This is a genomic window from Streptomyces sp. NPDC054813 (assembly GCF_053611365.1).
Genome location: NZ_JBSHAF010000014.1, coordinates 89,228 through 112,875, shown reverse-complemented (window position 1 = coordinate 112,875; position 23,648 = coordinate 89,228). Strand labels below are relative to the sequence as shown.

The window sequence follows — 23,648 nt, the reverse complement described above, 5'->3', positions numbered from 1 at the left end:
GCGGGTACCAGTCGGCGAAGTCCTCGTCGTGCCACAGCCCGTCCAGCCGGTCTCTCACCCATATCGCCGTCATGCCGCCCGGGTTGCTCGCCCGCGCGACCTGCGCAGTCAGAGGCGGGACCTGCTCACCGGAACGTGGGCGGAGGGACAACGGGGACCTCGACAGCTGCATCGGTCATCGGAACTACCCGAGCATGCCCGTTGCCCATGCTGCCGCATCGCGAAACTCCAAGATCCCCGACAGAGTCAAGCTGAGAACGCATCAGCCCTGCCCCTCGACCGCTGCCCTGCGGGCCGTCTATAGGAAGATCGGCACAGCGCCCACATGAACCACGGCGACGCCCGTACGGAACACGAGCACCACAGGATGGCGTTGAAACAACAAGGTGAGGGGATCGGAGAGTGACGAACAGTGCTGGAGCGGAGGTCGACGGCGCGCGCGGGGTGTTCTCAGTGGACTCGACCGCCCCGGCCGCCGCACCGCGGGGACACGACGCCTTTCGGCTCGGGTGGGAGACGCAGGTCGGCGACGATGTCTTCCAACTGCCGGCCTTCAGCCCGGACACGGTCGGTGACTTCCGGGTCAAGGGCCGCGTGGCCAAGGTGCACGGCGCGGCGATCGCCGACCTTCACGCCGCGTCGGCAACCAGGACCGCGGACGCCCCGGGCGGCGATCAGGATCTGGTGGCAATGTATGTAGTGCAGCGCGGCGCATGGACTCTGGGCGGCCCGCCCGGTCGCGGCGAGCAGACCGTATCGGCCGGGCAGTTCCTCGTCCGACACGTCGGGCGCCTGTCGGCTTTCGAGACGACGGCGCGCCTCACGGCGAAATTCTTCGTCCTGCCCCCCGGCGAGCTCAAACCCCTGCTCGGGAACCGTGTCATCACCGGGTCGGCGGACTCGGCCGAGATACGCCTACTGACGGCCTTCACGGGGATGATCCAGACAACTGTGGCCGACCTCGGCCCGGCCGGTGTGGAAGCCGCCCACGGCGCCTTGATCGAGCTGGCCAAGGCGGTGGCGAAGGGCCGGTTCGACGACGTAGAACCCCGGCTGGCTCCCGCGCTCACCCAGGCAGCCAAGGACCTCGCGGACCGTCGGCTCGCTGATCCCGAACTCTCTCCTGCAATGCTTGCGCGTGAACTCAACGTCTCCGTCCGTACGCTGCACCGGGCATTCGCCGCGGTGGGAGAGCAGGTGACCGCGTACATCCGCCACCGGCGACTGCACGAGGCCCGGCTCGCCCTCACCGCGCCGTCAGGTCGCCTGAGTATCTCGGAACTCGCCGCACACTGGCACTTCGCGGACAGCAGCCACTTCACCCGGACCTTCAAGAAGCACTACGGCCAGACTCCCACCGAGTACGCCCGTTCGACCGGAGCAGCCTCGCTCTCGCCGAACCGGCACCCGCCGGGCCACGGGCCGACCGAAAGCGCGTGACCAAAGGTACGACCGCAGTTCAGCGGATGCCGCCTACTCGTGTCCCAAGCAAGGCAGGGCGGCGCTGTGGGCGGCCTGGGCATGTGACCGCGGCGGGATGTTGTCGAATGAGGGCGCGGGTCTGGGTGACCTCGCCGGCGGTGCCCGCAGGGCCCTCGGTCGTTTCAGGAACTCGGCGCCCGACTTCCGCTGGCCGACCGACGGCGGACCGGCGTCAGCTCCCCCTCTTTCGCGCGTATGTGGCGGCCGTCCACACAGGTCCTGGACCTGTCGAGTTCGCCGGCCGTCTTGAGTTCGGCAAGCAGGATGCCGGCAGGTGGTCGAAGACTCCGACCAGCTGCCGGCGGTCCAGGCGTCGGGGATGAGCGCGTTGTGGAAGCGCCGTGGGCGCTGAAGAAGGCTCAGTCGATCAGTTCGGCGGCCCGTTCGGCGATGGCGTAGACGGTCGCGTTGGTGTTGGCCGAGGGTATGGACGGCATCACCGAGGCATCGGCGACCCGCAGTCCGGATATTCCGTGTACGCGAAGGTTCGCAGGGTCGACGACCGCATCGGCGTCGGTTCCCATGCGGCAGGTGCCGGTGAAGTGGAAGTAGGGGCCGGTGGCCTTGCGGATGAACTCGTCCACGGATTCGCCGCTCGTCCCGGAGCCCGGCACCGCTTCCTGCTTGCGCCAGTCGGCGAACGCGTCCGCCTCCCCGATGCGGCGTGCCAGGGCCAGGCCCTTGCGCATGACCTCCAGGTCCCGGTCGTCGCTCAGGTAGCCGGGGTCGACGACGGGAGCGCTGCCGGGATCGGCGTCCGCCAGGCGCACGGTGCCGCTGCTGTGCGGAGCCATCGCGGAGAAAGCGATGGAGTAGCCGTTGGCCGGCGGCTGGCCCCATGCCGACGGGAGCGGTGCGGCGACGATGTAGACCTGAAGGTCCGGCCGGGCCGCGGCGGGGTCGCTGTACAGCAGGCCCATCATTTCGGCCGGCGGGTTGGCAGGAACGAACGGTACGGGCTGGATGGCCTCGTACACCACGCCCGCCATCGGATGGTCCTGCAGATGGGAGCCCACTCCCGGCAGGTCGGCGACGACGTCGATGCCGTGTTCCTCAAGGTGTTGTGCCGGGCCGATCCCTGACAGCATCAGGAGGTGTGCGGAACCGATGGCCCCCGCGGTCAGTACCACCTCGGCGCCGTCGACGGACAGGTGCTCGCCACCAATGGTGTACTCGACGCCGGTGCAGCGGCCCGCGGTGGTGCGCAGCCGCTGCACGGTCGCGTCCGTGACGACGTCCAGGTTCGGCCGGTCGAGGAACGGACGGATGTAGGCGTCGGCCGCGCTCTGCCGGACGCCGCCGGGCAGATTCATGTCACTCCACCCGAACCCGGTCTCCAGGCCGCCGCCGATGTCATCGGCGCGTGCGAACCCAGCCTCCACCGCGGCGTCGACGCCCGCCGTGGCCAGGGGATGGGGTTCCGGGACCGGGGCGACCACGACCGGCCCGTCCGTGCCCCGCACGGAGGCATTACGGCTGCGAGTGCTCTCGCTGCGGCGGAAATAGGTCAGCAGATCGTCGAAACCCCAGCCGGGAGCACCGAGGCCGGGCCATTCGTCGTAACCGGAGCGGTGCCCCCGCAGGTGGTAGAGGCCGTTGATGCTCGACGATCCGCCGAGCGCTTTGCCGCGCAGCACGTCAGCGGCCCTGCCTGTACCGGCCTGCACGGTCGAGGCGCCCAGCCAGAGGGATGACGGGTCGAACCCCAGGAAGCCCCAAGGAGATGCCATCGTCTCGGTTGCGTCCCGGGCTCCGGCCTCCAGCAGCAACACCCGCACGCCGGGGCGTTCCGAAAGCCGGGAGGCAATCACGCATCCCGCTGTCCCTGCTCCCACCACGACATAGTCATAAGGACTCTTGCCCATCATGTCTCCGCTTTCCACGGCGGCCTTGTCCGACCACCGGATTTCAGAAATCAACTCCTCGACGATCAAGGAGCTGATTAGGCTTATGTATTAAAGGGGCCTAAAAGTCAGGATGGTCGTCTTCGCGTCAGCCCTGTGGGTCACCCAGCCGCGTCCGGGCTCGGCGCGCAGAAGGCGTGGAACCGGCTGATCAGCAGCGATCGGGCTCCAGTGCCGCACGGCTGTCCGGATGGATGCCCGCCACGCGGCCCTGTGAGGAACAGCCCGGGTGTTCCCTCTGCCGTCGAAGCTTACGAAGACCGACACAGCACGCACTTGAACCACCGCGACGTCCGTTCGGAACCTGAGCGCCATAAGACAACGTTGGAGCACATGCTTCGGTTCGTTCACGGGCGGGCAGGGTGGCGAGACAGCCGGCGTCACACAGCGCAGCGCTGCGGCAGGCCGCTCTACACACTCTGCGTATACACGCCGCGTATACACGACGTGTAGAGTGCGGGTCATGTCCATCGGTCACACCCTTTTGGGGCTCCTGGAGTCCGGCCCGCGCCACGGTTACGACCTGAAGCGGGCCTTCGACGAGACGTTCGGTCACGACCGACCGCTGCACTACGGCCAGGTCTACTCGACGATGTCCCGGCTGCTGAAGAACGGCCTCGTCGAGGTCGACGGGATCGAGGCCGGCGGCGGCCCGGAGCGCAAGCGCTACGCGATCACCGACGCCGGCATCACCGACGTAGAGCGGTGGCTCGCGACCACGCAGAAGCCGGAGGAATACCTCCAGTCGGCCCTCTACACCAAAGTCGTCCTCGCGCTGCTCACCCACCGGGACGCCGCCGACATCCTGGACACCCAACGCTCCGAACACCTGCGCAGCATGCGCATCCTGACCGACCGCAAGCGCAAGGGCGATCTGGCGGACCAGCTGATCTGCGACCACGCCCTCTTCCACCTGGAAGCGGACCTGCGCTGGCTGGAGCTGACCGCCGCCCGACTCGACAAACTCCGTGAGGCTGTAGCCCGATGACGACTTCTCCCCCTGGTTCCCTGCTCACCGCGCAGGACCTGCGCAAGACCTATGGGCACACCCATGCCCTCGACGGCGCCGAGTTCTCCATCCACCCCGGCGAGGTCGTCGCCGTCATGGGCCCCTCCGGCTCCGGCAAGTCGACGCTGCTGCACTGCCTCGCGGCCATCCTGCCGCCCGACTCCGGGTCGATCACCTACAACGGGCGCGAGGTGACGACGATGAGCGACGCCCAGCGCAGCGCGTTACGCCGCTCGGAGTTCGGCTTCGTGTTCCAGTTCGGGCAGCTCGTGCCGGAACTGACCTGCGTGGAGAACGTCGCCCTGCCGCTCAGGCTGAACGGCACCTCCCGCAGGGAAGCCGAGCGGGCGGCGCTCGGCTGGATGGAACGCCTGGAGGTCGACGACCTGGAGGGCAAGCGGCCCGGCGAGGTCTCCGGCGGCCAGGGCCAGCGCGTCGCCGTGGCCCGCGCGCTGGTCACCGGCCCCCGGGTGCTGTTCGCCGACGAACCGACCGGCGCGCTCGACTCCTACAACGGTGAGCGCGTGATGGAACTGCTCACCGGCGCGGCCCGCTCCACCAACGCCGCCGTCGTCCTCGTCACCCACGAGACACGGGTGGCCGCCTACTCCGACCGCGAGATCGTCGTACGCGACGGCAAGACCCGGGACATGGAGCGCGCCATATGAGTCCGCGCCAGTGGTCCAGAGACCTGGCCATGGGAGCCCGGTTCGCCGTCACCGGCGGCCGCGAGGGCTGGGTCCGAATGACGCTGACAGCGGTCGGTGTCGGCCTCGGCGTGGCCCTGCTCCTGTTGTGCACCGCGATGCCCAACGTGTTCACCTCCCGCAGCAAGGTGGAGGACGCCCGCTACGCCAACATGTACTCCCGGACGGTCCCGCCCAAGGCCGACAACACTCTCCTGATCGCCGATGCCGACACCACCTGGCACGACGACGACATCCAGGGCCGGTTCGTCGAACCCGAGGGCGGGCGGGCGCCGCTGCCCCCCGGGGTCGACCGCTTCCCAGGTAAGGGCGAGATGGTGGTCTCCCCTGCGCTCAAGGACCTGCTGGACTCGGACAACGCGAAACTGCTACGGGAGCGCCTGCCGTACAAGATCACCGGCACGATCGGCGAGAGCGGGCTGATCGGCTCGCACGAACTGGCTTACTACGCGGGCGCCTCGGGGTTGAAGCTCACGGACTCCTCCCTGGTGACACGGCTGGCCAAGTTCGGCAAACCGGACGCGACGCCCGAGAAGAGCGACCCGGTGCTGCTGCTCATGGTCTTGGTCGTGTTCGTGGTGCTGCTGACGCCGGTCGCCGTGTTCATCGCCGCCGCCGTCCGCTTCGGCGGCGAACGCCGCGACCGCCGCCTCGCCGCGCTGCGCCTGGTCGGCTCCGACCGGGGGATGACCCGGCGGATCGCGGCGGGCGAGGCGCTGGCAGGAGCTCTGCTCGGTCTGGCCGTGGGCACCGGCTTCTTCTTGCTCGGCCGCCGGAAGCTGGGCACCGGCGAGTTGCTGGGCGTGAGCGTCTGGCCCAGCTACCTCGACCCCACTCCCGCGCTTGCCGCGCTGGTCGCGGTGGCGGTGCCGGTCGCCGCGGTGCTGGTCACGCTGCTCGCGATGCGCGGCGTGGCCGTCGAACCCCTCGGTGTCGTGCGTGCTGCCAAGCAGAGTCGCCGTCGGCTGTGGTGGCGGCTGCTGCCGACTCTGGCCGGCCTCGTGATGCTCTACCCGATGATCGGCCAAGGGCACAAGAACGGAAACTTCAACCAGTACCTCGTCATCGGCGGCGTCCTGATGTTGCTGATCGGCATCACCGCCCTGCTGCCCTGGGCCGTGGAGGCGGTCGTCGTCCGGCTCGGCAAGGGCCCGCTGTCCTGGCAGTTGGCCGTGCGACGACTGCAGTTGAGCAGCGGCACTGCCGCCCGCATGGTCAACGGCATCGCCGTGGCGGTGGCCGGGGCCATCGCGCTGCAGATGCTCTTCACGGGAACGCAGAGCCAGTACACCAAGAGCACCGGCCAGGACCCCAGCCGAGTCCAGATGCAGGTCGACTTCAGCGGCCCCAAGCCGCTGCCCGGCATCGAGCGCGAATTCACCGGCACCAAGGGGGTCCGGGCCGCGGTGGCCCTGGCCCGCTCCCAGTACGGGGACGCACGTCGCAACCCGGAGAACAGCAACGGCCTGACCGTGGGTAACTGCGCCGCCCTGCGTGAACTCGCCACATTGCCCTCCTGCAAGGACGGTGACGTGTTCATCACGCGAACGCGGAGCGGTTACTCGGACCCCAGCAACGCATCCGAAATCGCCCTGGTGAAGCCCGGTCGGCAGCTCTACATCGACCCGTCGTACGACGGCGCCGAACGCCGCCTCGAGGTGCCCTGGACCGTTCCGGCAAACATTCGGGAGGTGAACGCGCGCAAGGACTCACTGCAGGACTACACCAGTCTGCTGGTCACCCCCGCCGCCCTGCCCCACAAGGCCGCGCCCGCGGTGTTCTCGGACGGTGTCTACCTGCGTCTGGACCCGTCGGTGCCGGACTCACGGGAGTACGTACGCAACGTCGTCGCCCGCATCGACCCCCTGGCACAAACCTACAGTTGGTCGGCGACCCAGGAGGACGCCAAGTACACCTCCATCCGCACCGGCCTGTTCGTCGGCTCCGCCTTCGTGCTGGCACTGATCGGCGCGAGTCTGCTGGTCTCCCAGCTGGAGCAGCTGCGCGAGCGCAGGAAGCTGCTCTCCGCGCTGGTCGCCTTCGGCACCCGGCGCCGCACGCTGACCCTGTCGGTACTGTGGCAGACGGCCCTCCCGGTCGGACTCGGCCTCGTACTGGCCACATCGGTGGGTATCACCCTTGGCTCGGCGCTGCTGAAGATGACCCGTACACCGGTGGCCATGGACTGGGCGAGCGTCCTGACCATGACCGGCGTGGGCGCGGCCGTGGTCGGCGTGGTCACGCTGCTCAGCCTGCCGCCGCTGCTGCGGATGATGCGCCCGGAAGGCCTGCGCACGGAATAACCCCTCACACATCCCCCGAAGTGGGCTCCTCCTGCCAGGAGGAGCCCACCCCTGCACGCAGGCAAGCCCGGTCGGCATCGGCACAGTCACCGTCAGGGCAACCTCGGCGCACAGCAGAATCCGCAGTCGAGGCGAGCACGCCATCAGACGGCGTCGGCCGGGAGCCTGCCGACAGCGACCAGGCAGAGTTCTGCGGCCGAACGGCTCGCTGAGTCACCCAGAGCAGGCATCGAGCATCGCGCGTGAGGGGCTGGCCTGGTCGGTGCTGTCGGTGGACTATCAGCGCATCGTGCAGGCGCTCGCGGACCGGCGTCGGCTCCGTCAAGGGCCGCTGATCTGCCAGGAGTTGGCTGTCTTGTTCGGCCTGGACGCGGTGCCGGCCAAGGTGGAGGTGTTGCGGTCGAAGGCGAAACGCGGTGACCATCACTCCCAGCGGCAGGCCGAGCGTGTCGACCACGACGTGCCGCTTGCGGCCGTTGACCAGCTTCCCGCCGTCGAACCCGCGGCGGTCGGAGCCGACGACGGCGTCCGCTTTGACGGACTGCGAGTCGATCACACCCGCACTCGGCTCCGCGTCGCGGTGTCAGCCGCGGAGCCGTCATGTGGGCGGCGCACCCCTCGTGACCTGGGCTGTACCAAAGTGCCAACTATCTCTCTGATCCCGTGCCTCCAGCTACTGAAGCTACTTGGCATCAGCGCATCTCACGAGAGTGACCTGGTGCCAACTAGCGGTCCCGGTCACACCGGTTGTGACGAGGATTCTTGGTTGGCACAAAGGAGGGATGGTTGAGACCGGTCGGACGTTCGATTCGCCGACCGGTGCGCCGACGGGCAGGCTGGGCGCCCGCCGCCCTCTGAGGAGCGGAACCTGAGGTTGGCCGGAGAGGCGCCGCCGGCAGTCTCCTCCAGTGCTGCGATCCGAGGCGTGCATGCCTGGTTCGTCCGTGCCCGCGGTGATCGCGTCGATGTCGATCTCCAATGGGTTCTGTTGGTCGCAGGCCTGGGACGGTGTGGCAGCGTAGTGTTCCAGTAACTCCCTTGGCCGGGCCCAGAGTTACCGCGCGACGTGCGTGGGGGGCGTGAAAAGTTCTCGCATGGTTCTGGGGATCGGGTCACGGGAGCGGAAAGATCGGGGGGCTCACTCGGCGCTTGCGAACAGGTCGGGCGCCGCTCCATGCGATGGGAGACCGATCAACGATGTTCACTCCGGTGCGGAGCAGAGTGCGGAGGGCCGCGCTCGCGCTCTCGGCCGTTACGGCCCTCGTCTTAGGCGCGACCGCCACGACCGGCGCGGCAGCGGCCCCCGCTTCCGCGAAACAAGGACCAACCTCGGTGGCGTACGTCGAGGTGAACAACAACAGCATGCTGAACGTCGGCAAGTACACCCTCGCCAACGGTGGCGGCAACGTCTTCGACGTCGCCGTGATCTTCGCGGCGAACATCAACTACGACACGGGCACGAAGGCGGCGACCCTGTACTTCAACGAGAACGTGCAACGCGTCCTCGACAACGCCGCCACGCAGATACGGCCGTTGCAGCAGAAGGGCATCAAGGTCGTCCTCTCGGTGCTCGGCAACCACCAGGGCGCGGGCTTCGCCAACTTCCCGTCCCAGCAGGCGGCTTCGACGTTCGCGAAACAACTGTCGGACACCGTGGCCAAGTACGGCCTCGACGGCATCGACTTCGACGACGAGTACGCCGAGTACGGCAACAACGGCACCGGCCAGCCCAACGCCAGCTCGTTCGTGTACCTGGTGTCGGCACTGCGCGCCAACATGCCGGACAAGATCATCAGCCTCTACAACATCGGCCCGGCCGCGTCGCGCCTGTCCTACGGCGGCGTCGACGTCTCGTCCAAGTTCGACTACGCCTGGAACCCGTACTACGGCACCTGGCAGGTCCCCGGCATCGCACTGCCCAAGTCGAAGCTGTCGCCGGCGGCCGTCGAGATCGGCGGAACCTCGCAAAGCACGGCCGCCGACCTCGCCCGCCGCACGGTCGATGAGGGGTACGGCGTCTATCTGACGTACAACCTCGACGGCGCCGATCGCAGCGCCGATGTCTCCGCGTTCACCAGGGAGCTGTACGGCAGTGACGCCCACTACACGCCGTAGGCCGACCACACTCCCCGGCGTCCGGTGCCCCCTCGGGGCTTGCTGCATCCCGTAGGGCCGCGCCTCGGGCAGGCCACGCCTTCGACAACGATGTCGGAGGCGCGGTCGCCGTAGGTACCGTGACCTGCGCTGTACCAAAGTGCCGACTGTCTCTCTGATTCTGCGCTTCCGGCCGCTGAAGCCAGTTGGCATCAGCGCAGGTCATGAACGTCGCCCGAGGTCAACTAGCAATCTTCTTCACACGCCTTGCGGTCACTGGCTGTTCCGGCCTTGGGGCCGGTGGGCTCGCATGTCGCGGTGTCGCGTGTTGGCGAGCCGCTCGGGGCGCCGAACGGTGAGCGGTCGCCGGGGCATCGTGACGGCCGCGAGCGACCACCCGAGACGGCGGTCGAGGAACGCGAGTGGTCTGACCGGGGTCGGCACCTCCTCGGCGGTCGCGAAAACCTGTTGGCGGACCACGGCGGCCGGTGCTACTTTCCGGAGGCCGTGCGAGAGAACGAGGAGGTGGTACCCGTGAACGCAGTATCGACATGGGTGCTCCCCTCCGGGGTCACGGTCGGGCGATAGGTCGTCCGGGAGCGCCGTTCAAGCGCACTCCCGAAAGGCACGACCGTGCAATTCACTTCCGAACAGCGCCTCGACGACGGCGTCCTCGAGCGCGAATTCACCCTCGGCGAGATCCCCGGCACCCTGTGGACGCCTGGATCCGCACCGGCCCCGCTGGTCCTGATGGCCCACAACAACGGCCTGCCCAAGGCGGAACCCCGGCTGGTGGCCCGGGCCCGGTACACCGCGGCGCGCGGCTACGCGGTGGCCACCATCGACGCCGCCGGCTGCGGTGACCGTCCCCGTTCCGCCGCCGACGAGCAGGCCCGTGCCGACCTCCGGCGGGCGATGCAGGCCGGCGAACCGGTCGACGAGATCTTCGAGTCCTTCATCGGCCCACTGGTCGAGAACGTCGTCCCGGAATGGCGGACCACTCTGGACGCCCTCCTCGAACTGCCCGACATCGGCGGCCCGGTCGGGTACTCCGGGGGGTGGACCGCCCTCGGCATCCGGCTGGCGGTGGTCGAACCGCGCATCGCGGCCGCAGGCTTTTTCGCCGGGGGGTACGTGCCCCGTGCCCAGCGCGAGGAGGCCCGGCAGGTCACCATTCCGCTGCTGTACCTGCTGCAGTGGGACGACGAAGGGAACCCCCGGCAACGGGCCCTGGACCTGTTCGACGCCTTCGGCAGCAAGGAGAAGACGCTGCACGCCAATACGGGAGGGCACACCGGCACCCCGTGGTTCGAGCTGGAGGACGGGTGCCGGTTCCTGGACCGACACCTGAAGTGAGGCCGGGCCGTCCGGCGGGCAGCGGACGGTAGGCGGTGCCGGCCCGGATGCCGTCATCGAGGACAGGTCGTCCCGGCCTTCCCCGATGACGGTGTCCACGGGCGGAGGCCCGCGCACCTTGGTCGGCTTCTATCTCCAACCTGCGTTGTTCCTAGAATAGCCGGGTGAACGACATCGACGCGATCGCGGTGCTGCAGGATCCGGTGCGACGCCGGCTGTACGAGTACGTGGCGGCGCAGGGCCGCGAGGTCGGCCGTAACGAGGCCGCCGAGGCGACCGGGGTGGCGCGTACGCTCGCCGCGCACCATCTGGACCGGCTGGCCGAGGCCGGGCTGCTCGACACCGGCAGCCGCCGCCTGACGGGACGTTCGGGGCCGGGGGCGGGGCGTCCCGCCAAGGTGTACACGCGGGCCCGGGAGGAGCGGGCGGTGTCGCTGCCCGCCCGCGACTACCGCACCGCCGCCGAACTGCTCGCCGAGGCCGCCGAACAGGCCGGGCTCGACGCCGGGCTCTGCGCGGCCGCCCGCCGCCGCGGCGAGGCCCTGCGCGGCTCGACGGCGCCCTGCGGCAGCCTCGAAGAGGCCATGGAGACGCTGGCCGCCCGCGGCTACGAACCGCACCTGGAGGGGGCGGGGGGCCCCGGAGGCGACCGGGGTGCCGAGGCGGCGGGTGAAGAGGCGGCCGTCGTCCGCATGCGCAACTGCCCCTTCCATGCCGTCGCCGAGCGCTTTCCGCCGCTTGTCTGCGGCATGAACCTCGCATTGCTGGAGGGGCTGCTCGGTACGGGCGGACCCGTCCACGCCCGCATGGACGCCCGGCCGGGACAGTGCTGTGTCGTGCTCGAAAGTTCTAAAAACAACAGTGATTGACATAGAGATGAGTGCATGCTGACATGAGGTCATGACCGCATCCGGGTACGCCGTTCACCTCGCCCAGCTCAATGTCGCCACGCTCCGCCATCCCCTCGACGACCCGCGCATCGCGCCGTTCGTCGAGATGCTCGACTCGGTCAACGCCGCCGCCGACGCCGCGCCCGGCTTCGTGTGGCGGCTGGTGGCGGAGGGGGAGGCCGACGCCACGGCCCTGCGCCCGGCGGGCGAGCACGTCATCGTCAACCTGACGGTGTGGCAGACCCGGGAGGCGCTGTGGGGGTTCACCTACCGCAGTGAGCACCTGGAGGTGATGCGGCGGCGGCGCGAATGGTTCGAGCGGCACGTCGAGGCGCACCTGGTGCTCTGGTGGGTCCCCGCCGGTCACCTCCCGACCGCCGGCGAGGCCCTGGAGCGGCTGGCGGACCTGCGCACGCACGGACCGTCCGCGCGCGCCTTCACCTTCGCCTCCTCCTTCTCCGCCGCCGACGCGGCCCGGGACCTCCAGGCCGTGGCGCGGAAGTAGCGGAGGCCGGGGGAGTCGCGGTCGTCCTGTCGGGCCTGTTCGTGAACTAGCTCATCGGCGGGGCCTGGTAGGGCAGTTCGGTCGGGTAGGCCTGGTCGAAGTCGGCCGATCGGCTCACCTGCTCCCAGGCCGCGGCCTCCTCCAGCCGGCCGCGCGAGTAGCTCTGCGCCATCTGCACGGCGCCGACGCCGAGAAGCAGGTGCGTGTGCTCAGGTGTGCCGCGGCACCCCGCCCGTCCCGGCCGTCGCGTTCAGGGCGTGGTCGAGGAAGCGCCGGGTGGCCGGAGGCAGGGTGCGGGCGGCCAGAGAGGCGACGCCGATGTCCCGGGCGGCCCGGACGTCGGTGACCGCGAGGTAGCGGATGGGGAGGTCCGGGTTGGTCTCCGGGGCCGCGGTGGCGTCCGGTGCGGCCGGGATCAGGGAGACGCCGAGCCCGGATGCGACCAGCCCGCGCAGCGTCTCCACCTCCTCGCCCTCGAAGCCGACCAGAGGGCTGAACCCGGCCTGGTGGCAGAGGGTCTCGGTGACGCTGCGCAGCCCGTAGCCGGGCTTGAGCACGATGAACTGCTCGTCGGCCACCTCGGCCAGCCGCACCCGCCGGCGCTGAGCGAGCCGGTGGCGGGCGGGGACGGCCAGCCAGAGAGGCTCGACCAGGAGCCGCCGCCAGGTGATCAGCGGATGGCCGGGGTCCTTGCCGGTGATGATCAGGTCCGCGGTGGAGTCCAGGAGGCGCTGGGTCAGGCCGTTCTCGTCCGCCTGGTGCAGTTCGAACCGGACGGCGGCGAAGCGCTGCCGGAAACCGGTGACCAGTCCGGGTACGAGCCAGGTGCCCAGGGTGTGCAGGAAGGCCAGCGACACCACGCCCGTGTCGGGGTCGACCACCTCGGCCACCGCCCGCCGCCCCCGGTCGTAACCGTCCAGCACGGTGTCGACGTACTCCTTGAACACCCGCCCGGCCGGGGTGAGTTGCAGCACCCGTCCGACCCGCTGGAAGAGTTCCGCGCCGATCTCGCTCTCCAGCCGGTTCAGGGCCCGGGAGAGGGCGGGCTGGGTGATGTGCGCGGCGGCCGCGGCCTCGGTGACGGTCACGCCCTCGGCCACGGCCTGGAAGGAGCGCAGTACCTGGAGATCCATGGTCCTATTCTCCCGCCGCATCGGAGGGGCCGGATTCAGGCCGTGGGGGTATGGGGGAAGCGCCCCGGGCGCCGCGTGGAGTCGCGGCGGCTCAGACGGCCTTGATCGGCGGGTACACCGGCTGCCATATCGCGGCCCGCACCCGGTCCTCGACGGAGTCGTCCACCGTCGCGCGGGCCACCCCGTCGGCGGCCGCGGCGCGGGCCACCGCGACCGCCACGGCCACCGACGTCTCGCGCAGCTGGTCGGTGAGGGGCAGGATCGGCGCGCCGGGGCCGGTGGCGTCGGTCCGGCCGGCGACGGCGTGCGCGGCGGCGGCCAGCATGCCGTCGGTGACCCGGTTGGCCCGGGCGACGATCGCGCCGAGCCCGAGGCCCGGGAAGATCAGCGCGTTGTTGGCCTGCCCGATCGCGTACCTGACCCCGTCCTGCTCGACCGGGCGGAACGGGCTGCCGGTGGCGATCAGGGCGCGGCCGTCCGTCCAGGCCAGCAGGTCCGCCGGGACCGCCTCGGCCAGGTCCGTCGGGTTGGACATCGGCAGGACGATCGGACGCTCGGCGTGGGCGGCCATCGTGCGGACGATGTCCTCGGTGAAGGAGCCGCCCTGGCCGGAGGTGCCGATCAGGACCGTCGGCCGTACCCGCTCGACGACCTCGGCCAGTGCGATGCCCCCGACCTTCTCGTCCCGGCGCCAGTCGGCGACCTCGGCGGCCGGGCGGGCGTAGCGGACCTGGAAGTCGCGCAGCCCCTCCTGGTCCTCGGTGAGCAGGCCGTAGCGGTCCACACCGAAGATGCGGGCGGTGGCCTCCTCGACGGTCAGTCCGTCGGCGACCATGGCGTCGCGCAGCTGGTCGGCGATGCCGATGCCGGCGGTGCCCGCGCCGAAGATCACCGCGCGGTGGTCGCGCAGCGCGATCCCGCTGGCCTTCACCCCGGAGAGCACGGCGGCGAGGTTGACGGCGCCGGTGCCCTGCACGTCGTCGTTGAAGGTGAACTCGCTGGGGCGGTAACGGTCCAGGATCCGGCGGGCGTTGGCGGCGCCGAAGTCCTCCCAGTGCAGCAGGGCGTCCGGGAAGAGCCGGCGGGCGGTGAGGACGTAGGCGTCGATGAAGGCGTCGTACGTCTCCCGGTCCGCCCGCGGGTGCCGGTTGCCCAGGTAGAGCGGGCTCTCCAGGAGTTCCTGGCGGTTGGTGCCGACGTCCAGCATGACCGCCAGGGTGCGGTTCGGGTCGATGCCGGCGGCGGCGGTGTAGACGGCGAGCTTGCCCACCGAGATGTCGATACCGCCCACGCCCCAGTCGCCGATGCCGAGGATCGCCTCGCCGTCCGTGGCGACGATCAGGTCGAGGTCGTCCGGGCCCAGGCCGGTGGCGGTGAGCGCCCCCTCGATCTCCTCCGGTGCGTCCACCGACAGGTACACGCCGGCCGGGCGCCGGTACTCGTTGCTGTAGCGCTGGATCGCCCTGCCGACGGTCGGGGTGTAGACGATGGGCAGCATCTCGTCGAGGTGGTCGCCGAGCAGCCGGTAGAAGAGCACCTGGTTGCGGTCGTGCAGCGCGGTGAGGTTGACGTTCTTGGCAAGATCGGTGGGCTGGGCCGCGTACTGCTGGTACGCCCGCTCGGCCTGCTGCTCCAGGGTCAGCACCGCGGGCGGCACCAGACCCACCAGACCCAGCGACTGCCGTTCCTCCCGGGTGAAGGCCGTGCCCCGGTTGAGGCGGGGCTGGGAGAGCACGGCACGGCCACGGGCGGTCGTCTCGATGTGCCCCTCGTCGGCGTTCCACTGGGTCCCCATGATCGGCTCCTTGTCCGTTTTCCGCGTTGCTTCCAGGGTGCTTCCCGAGCGCGTCCGGGTCGCTTCGAGGCGCTTCGGGGTGCCTCGTGCCTTCGGGGGAACGCGCTATCCGGAAGCCTCGCAGCCGGACATACATGCGTCCAATGCCTGAAAAAGGAGCGGTCCATGAGCCCGGTGTATGTATGTCGAGTCACCTGGGCGTTCGGCGGGGCGTGGCGGTGCCCGGTGCGGGGCGGTTCCGCGGTGGTGGGGCCGCGGTGGTGGGGCCGCGGGTCAGCCGCGGCGCGCGGTGGCGTAGGCGCGCTCCAGCTCCGCGACCGTGCTGAGGAAGTCGGCGCCCTCCAGCCGGCGCAGGGTGTCGGTGGCGAGCCGGTCGAGGGTGGTCCAGAGGTCGGCGAGCGGCTCGCGGAGCGCCTCACCGCCCTCGGCGAGCGAGACCACGAAGGCCCGGCGGTCGTGCTCGGCTCGGGCCCGGGCGACCAGGCCCGCGTCCTCCATGCGGCGGATCGATCGCGAGACCGTGGAGTGGTCGAGCCCGACCGCCTGCTGCAACTCGGCCTGGGTCTGGCCGTCCCGGTCGAAGAGCCGCATGAGGATCAGCTCCTGGCCGGGGTGCAGGCCGAGCCTGAGGAGGAGTTCGGCGCCGTAACCGTGCAGTTCGCGGGAGAGGGCGAAGAGCCCGAAGCTGACCGGGGCGCGCTCGACGAGGCTGGGCCGAGGCATCACCGGATCGGGCTTCGCGGCTGGCATGGCGCTCCTCGTCTGGCGGGCGATAGGGGCGGAAACTCGCTGCTCCGCCGCTTCCGGGGCTGCGAACACCTTAGTGGCAGCGGATGCCGGGAGCCGGTTCACGGTCGGCTCCCGAGGGCGGCACGCGTTCGGCGCCGCTGCGGAACGAGGGACTAATTACTTGCCTGCGCAAGCTAATTGAGGCTACGGTGAGCCCGTTGCGCCGGGCGGGAGTCGCAGGGGTGGATCGCCCCTGGCCCTCCTGGGACCGTTCCGAAGGGAATCGACATGTCAGCCAGCTCCGAATCCGGGACCGATCGCCGTTCGTTCCTCGCCAGAGTCGCCGCGGCCACCGCCGTACCGGCTGCCGCGGCCCTGGTCGCGGGGGGCACCGCGACGCCGGCCTCGGCGGCCACCTCCCGCACCTCGGCCGCCGGGTCCGCCGACGCCGGTCTGCCGGACTACGCGCCGGTGCCCGCGGGATCCCTCGGCCCGGCGGTGAACAGCCAGGGCTACTACGTCGGCCGCGTGAAGGACAACCTCTACTGGGTGACCGACGGCGACTACCAGGCCGCCTTCCTCACCACCCGGGAGGGTGTCGTCCTGTTCGACGCCCCGCCGACCATCGGCCACAACCTGCAGCGCGCCGTCGACGAGATAGCCGCCGCCAACGGCACCAGCAACAAGGTCACCCACATCGTCCACTCCCACCACCACTCCGACCACGTCGGCGCGTCCGGGCTCTTCGGCCGCAACGTGGTCCGGATCGGGCACGAGGAGAACCGCCGGCTGCTGCGGCGCGACAACGACCCGAACAAGCCCGCGCCCGAGGTCACCTTCGCCGACCGCTACACCCTGCACGTCGGCGGCGAGCGGGTCGAACTCGCGCACCACGGCAGCAACCACTCGCCGGACAACATCTACATCCGGTTCCCGCACCACGACGCGCTGATGCTGGTGGACATCACCATCCCGGGCTGGGCCCCGTTCGGCGCGCTCAACTACAGCGAGGACATCCAGGGTTACCTCGCGGCTCCGGCCAAGGCGCTGTCGTACCCCTGGAAGTACCACATCGCCGGTCACATGGGGCGGCTCGGCAGGCGCGCCGACGTCACCGTGCACCAGCAGTACATCGACGACCTGACCGCCTCGCTCAAGCAGGCGCTCGGAACCGTGGACTATGGGGTCTACGCGGCGAAGTACGGGAACAACATCTGGGCCGTCGTGAAGACCTGGCTCGACGAGGTCTGCCGGCAGGCGGCCGCCCCGGTCGCGGCCAAGTACACCGGGACGCTCGCGGCCGCCGACGTCTTCACCGAGAGCAGCGCCTTCTCGCTCGTGGAGTCCCTGCGGCTGGACCTCGGTCTGGGCAGCGCCATCCACGCCTGACGGGTTTTTGCCCCAGCATTTTATTGCTGACACAAGCAAACAAGACGGCCGGTGCGGTACGTGGGTGACGTGGGGCAGTCGTCGGCCTACCGCACCGGCCCTACGAGCGGGAGCACTTGATGCCTGAGAACCCCACCGCACCCAGGGTCGCCGTCGTCGTGGGCGGGGCCGGGGTCATCGGCGGCGCCATCGTCCGCGAGCTGGCCGCGCGCGGACATACCGTACGGGTCCTGGACCGCGCCGGTGACATCGCCTGCGACCTGGCCGACGCCGGGGACGTACGGGCGGCGGCGCGCCGCGTGCTGGCCGAGAACGGAAGGTGCGACGTGCTGGTGCACGCGGCCGCCGTCACCGACCTGATGGACGTGGAGACCGTGGACCTGGACGCCTGGCGCCGGGTCCAGGCGGTCAACGTCGAGTCCGCGGTGCTGCTCGCCCAGGCGTTCGTGCCCGGGATGCGGGAGCGCGGCTTCGGCCGGATCGTGCACATCCTCTCCGACACCTTCTGGAAGCCGCCGAGCCCGGACCTCCTGGCGTACGTGACCAGCAAGGGTGCGCTGGTCGCCGCCACCCGCTCGCTCGCGGCGTCGCTCGGGCGGCACGGGATCTCGGTGACCGGAGTGGCGCCGGGCCTGACCCGGACCGCGTCCACCGCCTACCAGCCGGACGCCGCCTTCGAGGCCTCGCAGGCCGGGCAGGCGCTGCCCCGCGCACTGACGCCCGAGGACGTGTCGGCGACGGTCGGCTTCCTGGCGAGCGACGCCGCCGAGGCGCTGACCGGCCAGATCCTGACCGTGGACGGCGGGGGCGTCTTCACGTGAGCCGTCGGACCGCTTGACTTATGTGGCTAGCCAAGTAAGTATGTGGCTAGCCACATTAATGCGTGGGTCACTCCGCATGTGGCCCAACTCCGTATCACGATGGGAAACGAACCATGAGCGAGACCCTTACCGCCGCCGACCTGGTGCGGCGCAGCCTCGACACCTTCCTCGCCAAGGACATGAAGGCCTGGGCGGACCTGTGCGACGAGAACGTCGTCGTGGAGTTCCCCTTCGCCCCCGAGGGCAGCCCCGCCCGGCTGGAGGGCCGGACCGCGGTCTATGAGTACCTGCGCGGCTACCCCGACCTCATCGACGTGCAGCAGATCACGTCGGCGACCATCCGCGGGACCGACGACCCGGACACGGCCGTCGCCGACTGGAGCGTCACCGGCCGGGTCCTGGCCAACGGGAACCCGTACGACATGAGTTACGCGACGTTCGTGACGTTCAAGGACGGCAAGATCGTCAAGTACCGGGAGTACTGGAACCCGCTCGCGTTCATCAAGGCGCTGGGCGGCGAGAGCTTCTAGGCCGCCGGCCGGATCAGCCCCGACTCGTAGGCGAAGGCCACCGCCTGCACGCGGGCGCGGGCGCCGATCTTCGCCAGGACGTTGCTGACGTGGGTCTTCACGGTGGTCGGGGCGATTGACAGCCACTGGGCGATCTCGGCGTTGGACCAGCCGGAGGCCACGGCGACCAGGACATCGCGCTCGCGCTCGGTGAGGGCGCCGAGCCCCGCGGTGCGGGGGAGCAGGCGGACGGTGTGCTGCTGGCGGACGGCGTCGATGAGCGCGCGGGTCAGACCGGGCGTGATGACGGCGTCCCCGGCGGCCACCACCCTGATGGCCGCGGTCAGTTCGACCGGGTCGGCGTCGTCGAGCAGGAAGCCGCCGGCGCCCGCCCGCAGGGCGGCCCAGGCCTCCGCCTCCTGCTCGGCGGCGGTCAGCACCAGAACCCGGGGGGCGTAGGCGTCCTCGGTGGCGGCGGGGAATCCGGGGACGCGGGACGTCCGGAGGGCGGGGTGGGTGAGGTGCCGGATGGTCTCGGTGCCGGCCGCCCCGGACGGCCGGCTGTCCATGAGGACGACGTCGGGGCGGAGCGCGGCGCTCGCACGGATCGCCCCGTCTCCGTCCGTCGCCTCCCCGGCGACCGTCAGGTCCGGCTCGGCGGTGAGGAGCATGCGCAGGGCGAGGCGCTGGAGGGATTGGTCGTTGACGACGAGTACGGAGACCATGCCTGTCTTCTCCATGCGAGGTCCGTTCCGTGAACGAAACTGTTTCGTTCACATGCTACGCCTGGATCCGCCGCCCGGGGAGAGTGGGTCTGCTCGCTCGGTTCTGGTCGCTCGGTTCGGCAGTGTTCACTCAGCCGTGTTCACTTGGCGCGGACCAGCCCCGTGTCGTACGCCGTGATCGCGGCCTGGATCCGGGAGCGCGCCCCGATCTTGGCGAGGACCCGGCCGACGTGCTTCTTGACCGTGGACTCGGTGAGGAAGAGGCGCTCGGCGATCTCCGTGTTGTTCCAGCCCTGGCCGATCGCGACCAGCACCTCGCGCTCGCGGTCGGTGAGCGCGCGCAGCCGGGCGCTTGCCGTCGTCGACGCCAGGTGCGGGCGGGTCCCGGGCCCTGGGACACCGGGAGAATCTTCGGCGGGGGAGTGGTACCGGGGTACCACTCCCGACCGCCCGGCCGTACTGCGACCGGAGCACCGCCCGAGCCGTCAGCCCTGCTTGAGCGCGGCCATCACGATCCGCTTCGCCACCGGGTTCATGTCCTCGTCCTTGGCGTCGGTCGAGTCGACCGAGTAGACGAGGGTCCGGCTCAGGTCCCGGGTCCCGGCGAGCACCGCGCTGTAGCCGTACCGAGAGCCCGACTTGACCCAGTACACCCGGCCGTCGTACTCGAAGCGCTGCAATCCGGCGCTGTAGGTGGCTCCTTCGATGTGCGCCGGGACCGTGAACATCTCCTCCAGCCACGGTCCCGGCGGCACGATCCGCCCGCGGAAGAGGGAGGTCAGCAGCCGTTCCAGGTCGGCGGTCGTGGAGATCATGTCGCCGGCCGCGAACCGGTCCGCCTGGTTCCAGTCGGTGACATCCACCAACGACGTCGTCCCGTCGGCCTCCGTCACCTTCTGGTAGCCGTGGTTGTGCGGGCCGAGGATGCGCGGGTCGGTGCCGGGGAAGTAGGTGTCCCGCATCCCGGCGGGGCGCAGCACGAGCCGGGTGGTCACGGAGGCGTACGACTGCCCGGTCACCTTCTCGATCAGCAGCCCGAGCACGGTGTAGTTGATGTTGAGGTAGTCCTGCTTCCTGCCCGGGCAGAACTCCGGCCCCTTCGCCACCGCCGACCGCACCACCTGCTCCGGGGTGAGAGTGTCGAAGCGGTGCGCGTACTGCGCCGGGAAGGAGTCGCCCCAGCCGTCGGCCGCCTGGATTCCGCTGGTGTGGTTCAGCAACTGCCGGACGGTGATGGGCCGGAAGGCGCGGGTGAAGAGGCCGGGGAGGTAGTGCTGGACGGGGCGGCCGAGGTCGATCCTCCCTTGTGCGGCCAGTTTCAGTACGGCCGCCGCCGTCACCACCTTCGTCGTCGAACCGGCCCGGAAGCGGCCGTCCGGGTCCGCCGCTCCGCCGCTCGTCAGGTCGTGCACGCCCGCGCTGCCGCGCCAGGCGCCGTCGGTGCCGCCCACCCGGACGAGCGCGGCGGTGGCGTCCGAGTCGGGCAGCCCGGCGATCGCGGCTCGCAGGGCCTCGGCGTCCGGGCCGGCGGTGGTGGGCGCGGAGGTGGCGGGTGCGGCTGCGGGTGCGGCGAGGGCGGGCGCCACCAGCGGTCCGGCCGTGAGGGCCAGGACGAGGGAGGCGGCGAGGACGGTGCTCCGGTTGCGGACATGCATGCGTGAGCTCCAGGGAGGCGACGTGTGAAGGGACCTGGTCATCCTCCGGCGGTACGGCGGTCGCCGGATCGTCGCCGAGGGGGGCGTACGCCCCTGAGTCGCCCCTCATCAACTTCCCTTAGAAATAAGGAAGTTGTGGGGGATCGCCCGTAGGGGAGCGGGCGGTGGGGAGGCCGGGGTGGAAAAAGTGTTATCGCGGAGCCCTGTGCTCCGTCTCCGCACTGTGATCCCCGACATTGCCAAGCTCACCGCCCCGGCTGAGAAGGTGCGGTCATGAGGACGGACGCGCACGTGTCGCGGCAGTGGCGCACCACCATCGCGGCCGCGCAGGCGGGCGACCGGCGAGCGCTGGACGAACTGGTCGAGGGCTGGCTGCCCCTGGTCTACAACGTGGTCGGCCGCGCCCTCAACGGCCATGCCGACGTCGACGACGTCGTCCAGGAGACCATGCTGCGCGCCGTCGACCACCTCGGCACCCTCCGCGACCCGGACAGCTTCCGGTCCTGGCTGATGGCCATCGCCATGCGGCAGATACGGGACCGGGCGCGCCGCAGGCTGGAGCGGAAACTGGACGAGGGTGTCCCGGACGGCACCCCGGACTTCGCCGAACTCGCCGTGCTGCGGCTCCAGTTGGAGGGCCAGCGGCGAGAGGTCGCGGAGGCGGTGCGCTGGCTGGACGCCGAGGACCGGCAGCTGGTGTCCCTGTGGTGGCTGGAGGTCTCGGGCGAACTCACCCGGCGTGAGCTGGCGGCGGCCGTCGGCATCAGCCGGCAGCACGCCGCCGTCCGCGTGCAGCGGATGAAGGAACGGCTGGAGATCTCGCGGGGCATCGTGCGCGCGCTGGGCGGTGCCTGCCCCGAACTGCGCGAGCTGACCGCCCGCTGGGACGGGCACCCCGACTCCGTCTGGCGCAAGCGGCTGGCCCGGCACGTCCGGGGCTGCGGCTACTGCGGCGACGCCCGCGACTCCGTCGTACCGGCGGAACGGCTGCTGGCCGGCATCGCCCTGGTGCCGGTCCCGGTCGGCTTCACGCTGTCGCTGGCGCTCGGCGGCAAGACGGCGGCCGCGGCGACCTCCGTCGGCTGGTCGGCGAAGGTGCTGGGCGCGCTGGCCAAGCCCGCGGTGGCGGTCACGGCGGGGGCGACGATCGTCGCGGGCGGCGCGTACGTCGTCGTACAGACCCCGGATCGTCCGGCACCGCATACGGCCACCGCGCCCACGGCGGCGATCACCGGCGCGCCGACGCCGACCCCGGCGACCAGTCCCTCGCCGTCCCCGTCGGCCTCGCTCTCCGCCTCGCCGTCACCTTCCCCGTCGGCGAGCGCCGCCCGGTACGGCTCGGTCGTCGACGCGGTCGACAGGGCGCCGGACCCGGACACCGGGCCCGGCACGCTGCCGCACCGGCCGGAGACGGGGATCACCAGCACGGGCGGGGCGCACGCGGTGCTGAACCACCGCGGGGACAACGTGACGCTGACCGGGCGGGGCTATGTCCTCGTCCGCTGGCAGATCGCCCCGCTGTCCCGGGCCGGCGGCCTCGTCATGCCGAGCTGGACCGGCCTGAAGGGCAGGCTCTTCCACGTGGCGTCGGGCGGCGGCCGCCGGATGGACGACCGCATCAGCAGCACGGACGCCTCCGCCACCGGCATGGGCAGCTCGGCCACCGGCTATGCGGTCCTGCCGGCCGGCACCCAGCAGATGTGGCAGAACGAGTACTTCTACGTCGACGGCAGCGTGACGTTCACGGTGAACGAGCGGGGGGCCGACTACGGGGTGAGCGTCTTCCCCTCGTCCTGGGACGCGGTGGAGAAGGACGTCCGGTACGGGCCGCCGGACGGCGCCATCCGGTACGGGCTGGTCCGGGACGACGGGAAGGACTCGGCGCCGGTTCCGCAGTACGTGACACGGGGGACGCCGAGCGATCCGGCGACGGTTGCTCAGCGGTCGGTGGTGTAGCGCCGGAGCCGGTCGAGCACGTCCACCCGGTTCGTGGTGATCGAGTCGACGCCCATGTCCAGCAGGCGGCGCAGCGAGCGGCGGGTGTCCGGGGTCCAGCAGGAGACCAGGTAGCCGCTGCGGTGGACGTGCTCGGTCAGGTCGTGGTCGAGCAGGGTGAAGCGGTAGTTGAGGTAGCGGGGGCGGATCACGTCCAGGACCGCCGGGCGCACGGGCGCCAGCGTCTTGCGGGTCAGCGCGATCTCCGCCGCCGCGTCCGCCGCCCGTACCGCCAGCATCGCCGCCGCGTCCCCCGTGTAGTAGACGCGGTCGGCCGCACCGCACTCCCGGGCCACGGCCACGATCCTGGCCACCGCCCGCTCGCTCGGAGCGCCGGGCAGGTCGATCATCACCCGGCTGTCCTCCGCCGCCGCCAGCGCCTCGGCGAGCGTCGGTACCCCGTCCTCCGTGAGGCCGCGCACCTCGTCGGCGGAGAGCGCGCTCAGCGGGCGGTCGACTTCCCAGAGGCGTTTCAGGGTCTCGTCGTGCAGGAGGACGGGGACGCCGTCACGCGTCAGCCGTACGTCGATCTCCACCGCGTCCGCGCCCTGTTGGAGCGCGGAACGCAGGGAGGCCGACGTGTTCTCGCGGAAGCGGTAGGGGTCGCCGCGGTGGGCCACGGCGGTCACGGTCTGCATGGGCCCATG

Annotated in this window: 20 protein-coding genes and 2 pseudogenes; 12 read left to right on the top strand and 10 right to left on the bottom strand. The window is 70.6% G+C overall.

Annotated elements, in window-relative coordinates:
- Positions 1-594: 594 nt before the first annotated feature.
- Positions 595-1,440: a helix-turn-helix domain-containing protein gene (locus ACWGJB_RS27540; protein WP_453382765.1), complete on the top strand. Its 846-nt coding sequence runs from the start codon at positions 595-597 to the stop codon at positions 1,438-1,440.
- 401 nt (positions 1,441-1,841) lie between these two features.
- Here ACWGJB_RS27540 and ACWGJB_RS27535 read toward each other — a convergent pair whose 3' ends face one another.
- Complete coding sequence (locus tag ACWGJB_RS27535; protein WP_453382870.1) at positions 1,842-3,347, bottom strand: GMC family oxidoreductase; 1,506 nt, start codon at positions 3,345-3,347, stop codon at positions 1,842-1,844.
- 502 nt (positions 3,348-3,849) lie between these two features.
- On the opposite strand from ACWGJB_RS27535, the gene ACWGJB_RS27530 reads away from it, so the two are divergent.
- The 3 genes from ACWGJB_RS27530 to ACWGJB_RS27520 are packed head-to-tail and all read left to right on the top strand — an operon-like array spanning position 3,850 to position 7,405.
- The gene (locus ACWGJB_RS27530; protein WP_453382764.1) at positions 3,850-4,374 is read left to right on the top strand and encodes a PadR family transcriptional regulator; all 525 of its coding nucleotides are present in this window, start codon (positions 3,850-3,852) and stop codon (positions 4,372-4,374) included.
- Positions 4,371-5,063 carry an ABC transporter ATP-binding protein gene (locus ACWGJB_RS27525; protein WP_453382763.1) on the top strand — a complete coding sequence of 231 codons (693 nt, stop codon included), beginning with the start codon at positions 4,371-4,373 and terminating at the stop codon, positions 5,061-5,063. The genes ACWGJB_RS27530 and ACWGJB_RS27525 overlap by 4 nt, the downstream gene beginning before the upstream one ends.
- The gene (locus tag ACWGJB_RS27520; RefSeq protein ID WP_453382762.1) at positions 5,060-7,405 is read left to right on the top strand and encodes an ABC transporter permease; all 2,346 of its coding nucleotides are present in this window, start codon (positions 5,060-5,062) and stop codon (positions 7,403-7,405) included. Before ACWGJB_RS27525 ends, ACWGJB_RS27520 begins: the two co-directional genes overlap by 4 nt.
- A gap of 418 nt (positions 7,406-7,823) precedes the next feature.
- Here ACWGJB_RS27520 and ACWGJB_RS27515 read toward each other — a convergent pair.
- Positions 7,824-7,985, bottom strand: a pseudogene (locus tag ACWGJB_RS27515) (transposase); the annotation flags it as partial.
- A gap of 617 nt (positions 7,986-8,602) precedes the next feature.
- On the opposite strand from ACWGJB_RS27515, the gene ACWGJB_RS27510 reads away from it, so the two are divergent.
- The 4 genes from ACWGJB_RS27510 (at position 8,603) to ACWGJB_RS27495 (ending at position 12,250) form a co-directional block, all read left to right on the top strand.
- Positions 8,603-9,520 carry an endo-beta-N-acetylglucosaminidase H gene (locus tag ACWGJB_RS27510; protein ID WP_453382761.1) on the top strand — a complete coding sequence of 306 codons (918 nt, stop codon included), beginning with the start codon at positions 8,603-8,605 and terminating at the stop codon, positions 9,518-9,520.
- Between the two features lie 612 nt (positions 9,521-10,132).
- On the top strand, positions 10,133-10,855 hold the full coding sequence (locus ACWGJB_RS27505) for a dienelactone hydrolase family protein (protein WP_453382760.1): 723 nt from the start codon (positions 10,133-10,135) through the stop codon (positions 10,853-10,855).
- Positions 10,856-11,019: 164 nt separating this feature from the next.
- Complete coding sequence (locus ACWGJB_RS27500; RefSeq protein WP_453382759.1) at positions 11,020-11,724, top strand: helix-turn-helix transcriptional regulator; 705 nt, start codon at positions 11,020-11,022, stop codon at positions 11,722-11,724.
- A gap of 31 nt (positions 11,725-11,755) precedes the next feature.
- The gene (locus tag ACWGJB_RS27495; protein WP_453382758.1) at positions 11,756-12,250 is read left to right on the top strand and encodes a DUF3291 domain-containing protein; all 495 of its coding nucleotides are present in this window, start codon (positions 11,756-11,758) and stop codon (positions 12,248-12,250) included.
- A gap of 46 nt (positions 12,251-12,296) precedes the next feature.
- Here the strand turns inward: ACWGJB_RS27495 and ACWGJB_RS27490 are convergent, their stop codons facing one another.
- The 4 genes from ACWGJB_RS27490 to ACWGJB_RS27475 form a co-directional block, all read right to left on the bottom strand.
- Positions 12,297-12,428 (bottom strand): hypothetical protein, encoded by a 132-nt coding sequence (locus ACWGJB_RS27490; protein WP_453382757.1) that lies wholly within the window; start codon positions 12,426-12,428, stop codon positions 12,297-12,299.
- Between the two features lie 31 nt (positions 12,429-12,459).
- Positions 12,460-13,383, bottom strand: a complete 924-nt coding sequence (locus ACWGJB_RS27485) for a LysR family transcriptional regulator (RefSeq protein ID WP_453382756.1) — start codon at positions 13,381-13,383, stop codon at positions 12,460-12,462.
- A 91-nt stretch (positions 13,384-13,474) separates the two neighbouring features.
- Positions 13,475-15,178 carry an NAD-dependent malic enzyme gene (locus tag ACWGJB_RS27480; RefSeq protein ID WP_453382755.1) on the bottom strand — a complete coding sequence of 568 codons (1,704 nt, stop codon included), beginning with the start codon at positions 15,176-15,178 and terminating at the stop codon, positions 13,475-13,477.
- A 273-nt stretch (positions 15,179-15,451) separates the two neighbouring features.
- Positions 15,452-15,928, bottom strand: coding sequence for a MarR family winged helix-turn-helix transcriptional regulator (locus ACWGJB_RS27475; RefSeq protein ID WP_450766812.1), 477 nt, complete (start codon positions 15,926-15,928; stop codon positions 15,452-15,454).
- A gap of 267 nt (positions 15,929-16,195) precedes the next feature.
- On the opposite strand from ACWGJB_RS27475, the gene ACWGJB_RS27470 reads away from it, so the two are divergent.
- The 3 genes from ACWGJB_RS27470 (at position 16,196) to ACWGJB_RS27460 (ending at position 18,647) form a co-directional block, all read left to right on the top strand.
- Positions 16,196-17,296 (top strand): MBL fold metallo-hydrolase, encoded by a 1,101-nt coding sequence (locus ACWGJB_RS27470; RefSeq protein ID WP_453382754.1) that lies wholly within the window; start codon positions 16,196-16,198, stop codon positions 17,294-17,296.
- A gap of 119 nt (positions 17,297-17,415) precedes the next feature.
- The gene (locus ACWGJB_RS27465) at positions 17,416-18,117 is read left to right on the top strand and encodes an SDR family NAD(P)-dependent oxidoreductase (protein ID WP_453382753.1); all 702 of its coding nucleotides are present in this window, start codon (positions 17,416-17,418) and stop codon (positions 18,115-18,117) included.
- 113 nt (positions 18,118-18,230) lie between these two features.
- Positions 18,231-18,647, top strand: a complete 417-nt coding sequence (locus ACWGJB_RS27460; protein ID WP_453382752.1) for a nuclear transport factor 2 family protein — start codon at positions 18,231-18,233, stop codon at positions 18,645-18,647.
- Here ACWGJB_RS27460 and ACWGJB_RS27455 read toward each other — a convergent pair.
- The 3 genes and pseudogenes from ACWGJB_RS27455 to ACWGJB_RS27445 all read right to left on the bottom strand — a co-directional run bounded on the left by ACWGJB_RS27455 (position 18,644) and on the right by ACWGJB_RS27445 (position 21,006).
- Complete coding sequence (locus tag ACWGJB_RS27455) at positions 18,644-19,351, bottom strand: LuxR C-terminal-related transcriptional regulator (protein ID WP_453382869.1); 708 nt, start codon at positions 19,349-19,351, stop codon at positions 18,644-18,646. The genes ACWGJB_RS27460 and ACWGJB_RS27455 overlap by 4 nt on opposite strands.
- Before the next feature lie 140 nt (positions 19,352-19,491).
- Positions 19,492-19,698 (bottom strand): annotated as a pseudogene (locus ACWGJB_RS27450) (response regulator transcription factor); the annotation flags it as partial.
- Positions 19,699-19,836: 138 nt separating this feature from the next.
- Positions 19,837-21,006 (bottom strand): serine hydrolase domain-containing protein, encoded by a 1,170-nt coding sequence (locus ACWGJB_RS27445; RefSeq protein ID WP_453382751.1) that lies wholly within the window; start codon positions 21,004-21,006, stop codon positions 19,837-19,839.
- A 273-nt stretch (positions 21,007-21,279) separates the two neighbouring features.
- Here ACWGJB_RS27445 and ACWGJB_RS27440 point away from each other — a divergent pair, with 273 nt between their 5' ends.
- Positions 21,280-22,962, top strand: a complete 1,683-nt coding sequence (locus ACWGJB_RS27440) for an RNA polymerase sigma factor (protein WP_453382750.1) — start codon at positions 21,280-21,282, stop codon at positions 22,960-22,962.
- Here the strand turns inward: ACWGJB_RS27440 and ACWGJB_RS27435 are convergent.
- A complete protein-coding gene (locus ACWGJB_RS27435) occupies positions 22,944-23,639 on the bottom strand; it encodes a glycerophosphodiester phosphodiesterase (RefSeq protein ID WP_453382749.1) in 696 nt (231 codons plus the stop codon). The two genes, ACWGJB_RS27440 and ACWGJB_RS27435, sit on opposite strands and share 19 nt — an antisense overlap.
- Positions 23,640-23,648 lie beyond the last annotated feature (9 nt).

Bases quoted from the DNA above. Each gene is read 5' to 3' on its own strand.
- ACWGJB_RS27465 (WP_453382753.1), top strand. From the start codon at position 17,416: ATGCCTGAGAACCCCACCGCACCCAGGGTCGCCGTCGTCGTGGGCGGG.
- ACWGJB_RS27480 (WP_453382755.1), bottom strand. From the start codon at position 15,178: ATGGGGACCCAGTGGAACGCCGACGAGGGGCACATCGAGACGACCGCC.
- ACWGJB_RS27445 (WP_453382751.1), bottom strand. From the start codon at position 21,006: ATGCATGTCCGCAACCGGAGCACCGTCCTCGCCGCCTCCCTCGTCCTG.
- ACWGJB_RS27510 (WP_453382761.1), top strand. From the start codon at position 8,603: ATGTTCACTCCGGTGCGGAGCAGAGTGCGGAGGGCCGCGCTCGCGCTC.
- ACWGJB_RS27535 (WP_453382870.1), bottom strand. From the start codon at position 3,347: ATGGGCAAGAGTCCTTATGACTATGTCGTGGTGGGAGCAGGGACAGCG.
- ACWGJB_RS27495 (WP_453382758.1), top strand. From the start codon at position 11,756: ATGACCGCATCCGGGTACGCCGTTCACCTCGCCCAGCTCAATGTCGCC.
- ACWGJB_RS27485 (WP_453382756.1), bottom strand. From the start codon at position 13,383: ATGGATCTCCAGGTACTGCGCTCCTTCCAGGCCGTGGCCGAGGGCGTG.
- ACWGJB_RS27530 (WP_453382764.1), top strand. From the start codon at position 3,850: ATGTCCATCGGTCACACCCTTTTGGGGCTCCTGGAGTCCGGCCCGCGC.
- ACWGJB_RS27520 (WP_453382762.1), top strand. From the start codon at position 5,060: ATGAGTCCGCGCCAGTGGTCCAGAGACCTGGCCATGGGAGCCCGGTTC.
- ACWGJB_RS27440 (WP_453382750.1), top strand. From the start codon at position 21,280: ATGAGGACGGACGCGCACGTGTCGCGGCAGTGGCGCACCACCATCGCG.
- ACWGJB_RS27435 (WP_453382749.1), bottom strand. From the start codon at position 23,639: ATGCAGACCGTGACCGCCGTGGCCCACCGCGGCGACCCCTACCGCTTC.
- ACWGJB_RS27470 (WP_453382754.1), top strand. From the start codon at position 16,196: ATGTCAGCCAGCTCCGAATCCGGGACCGATCGCCGTTCGTTCCTCGCC.
- ACWGJB_RS27475 (WP_450766812.1), bottom strand. From the start codon at position 15,928: ATGCCAGCCGCGAAGCCCGATCCGGTGATGCCTCGGCCCAGCCTCGTC.
- ACWGJB_RS27455 (WP_453382869.1), bottom strand. From the start codon at position 19,351: ATGGTCTCCGTACTCGTCGTCAACGACCAATCCCTCCAGCGCCTCGCC.
- ACWGJB_RS27525 (WP_453382763.1), top strand. From the start codon at position 4,371: ATGACGACTTCTCCCCCTGGTTCCCTGCTCACCGCGCAGGACCTGCGC.
- ACWGJB_RS27460 (WP_453382752.1), top strand. From the start codon at position 18,231: ATGAGCGAGACCCTTACCGCCGCCGACCTGGTGCGGCGCAGCCTCGAC.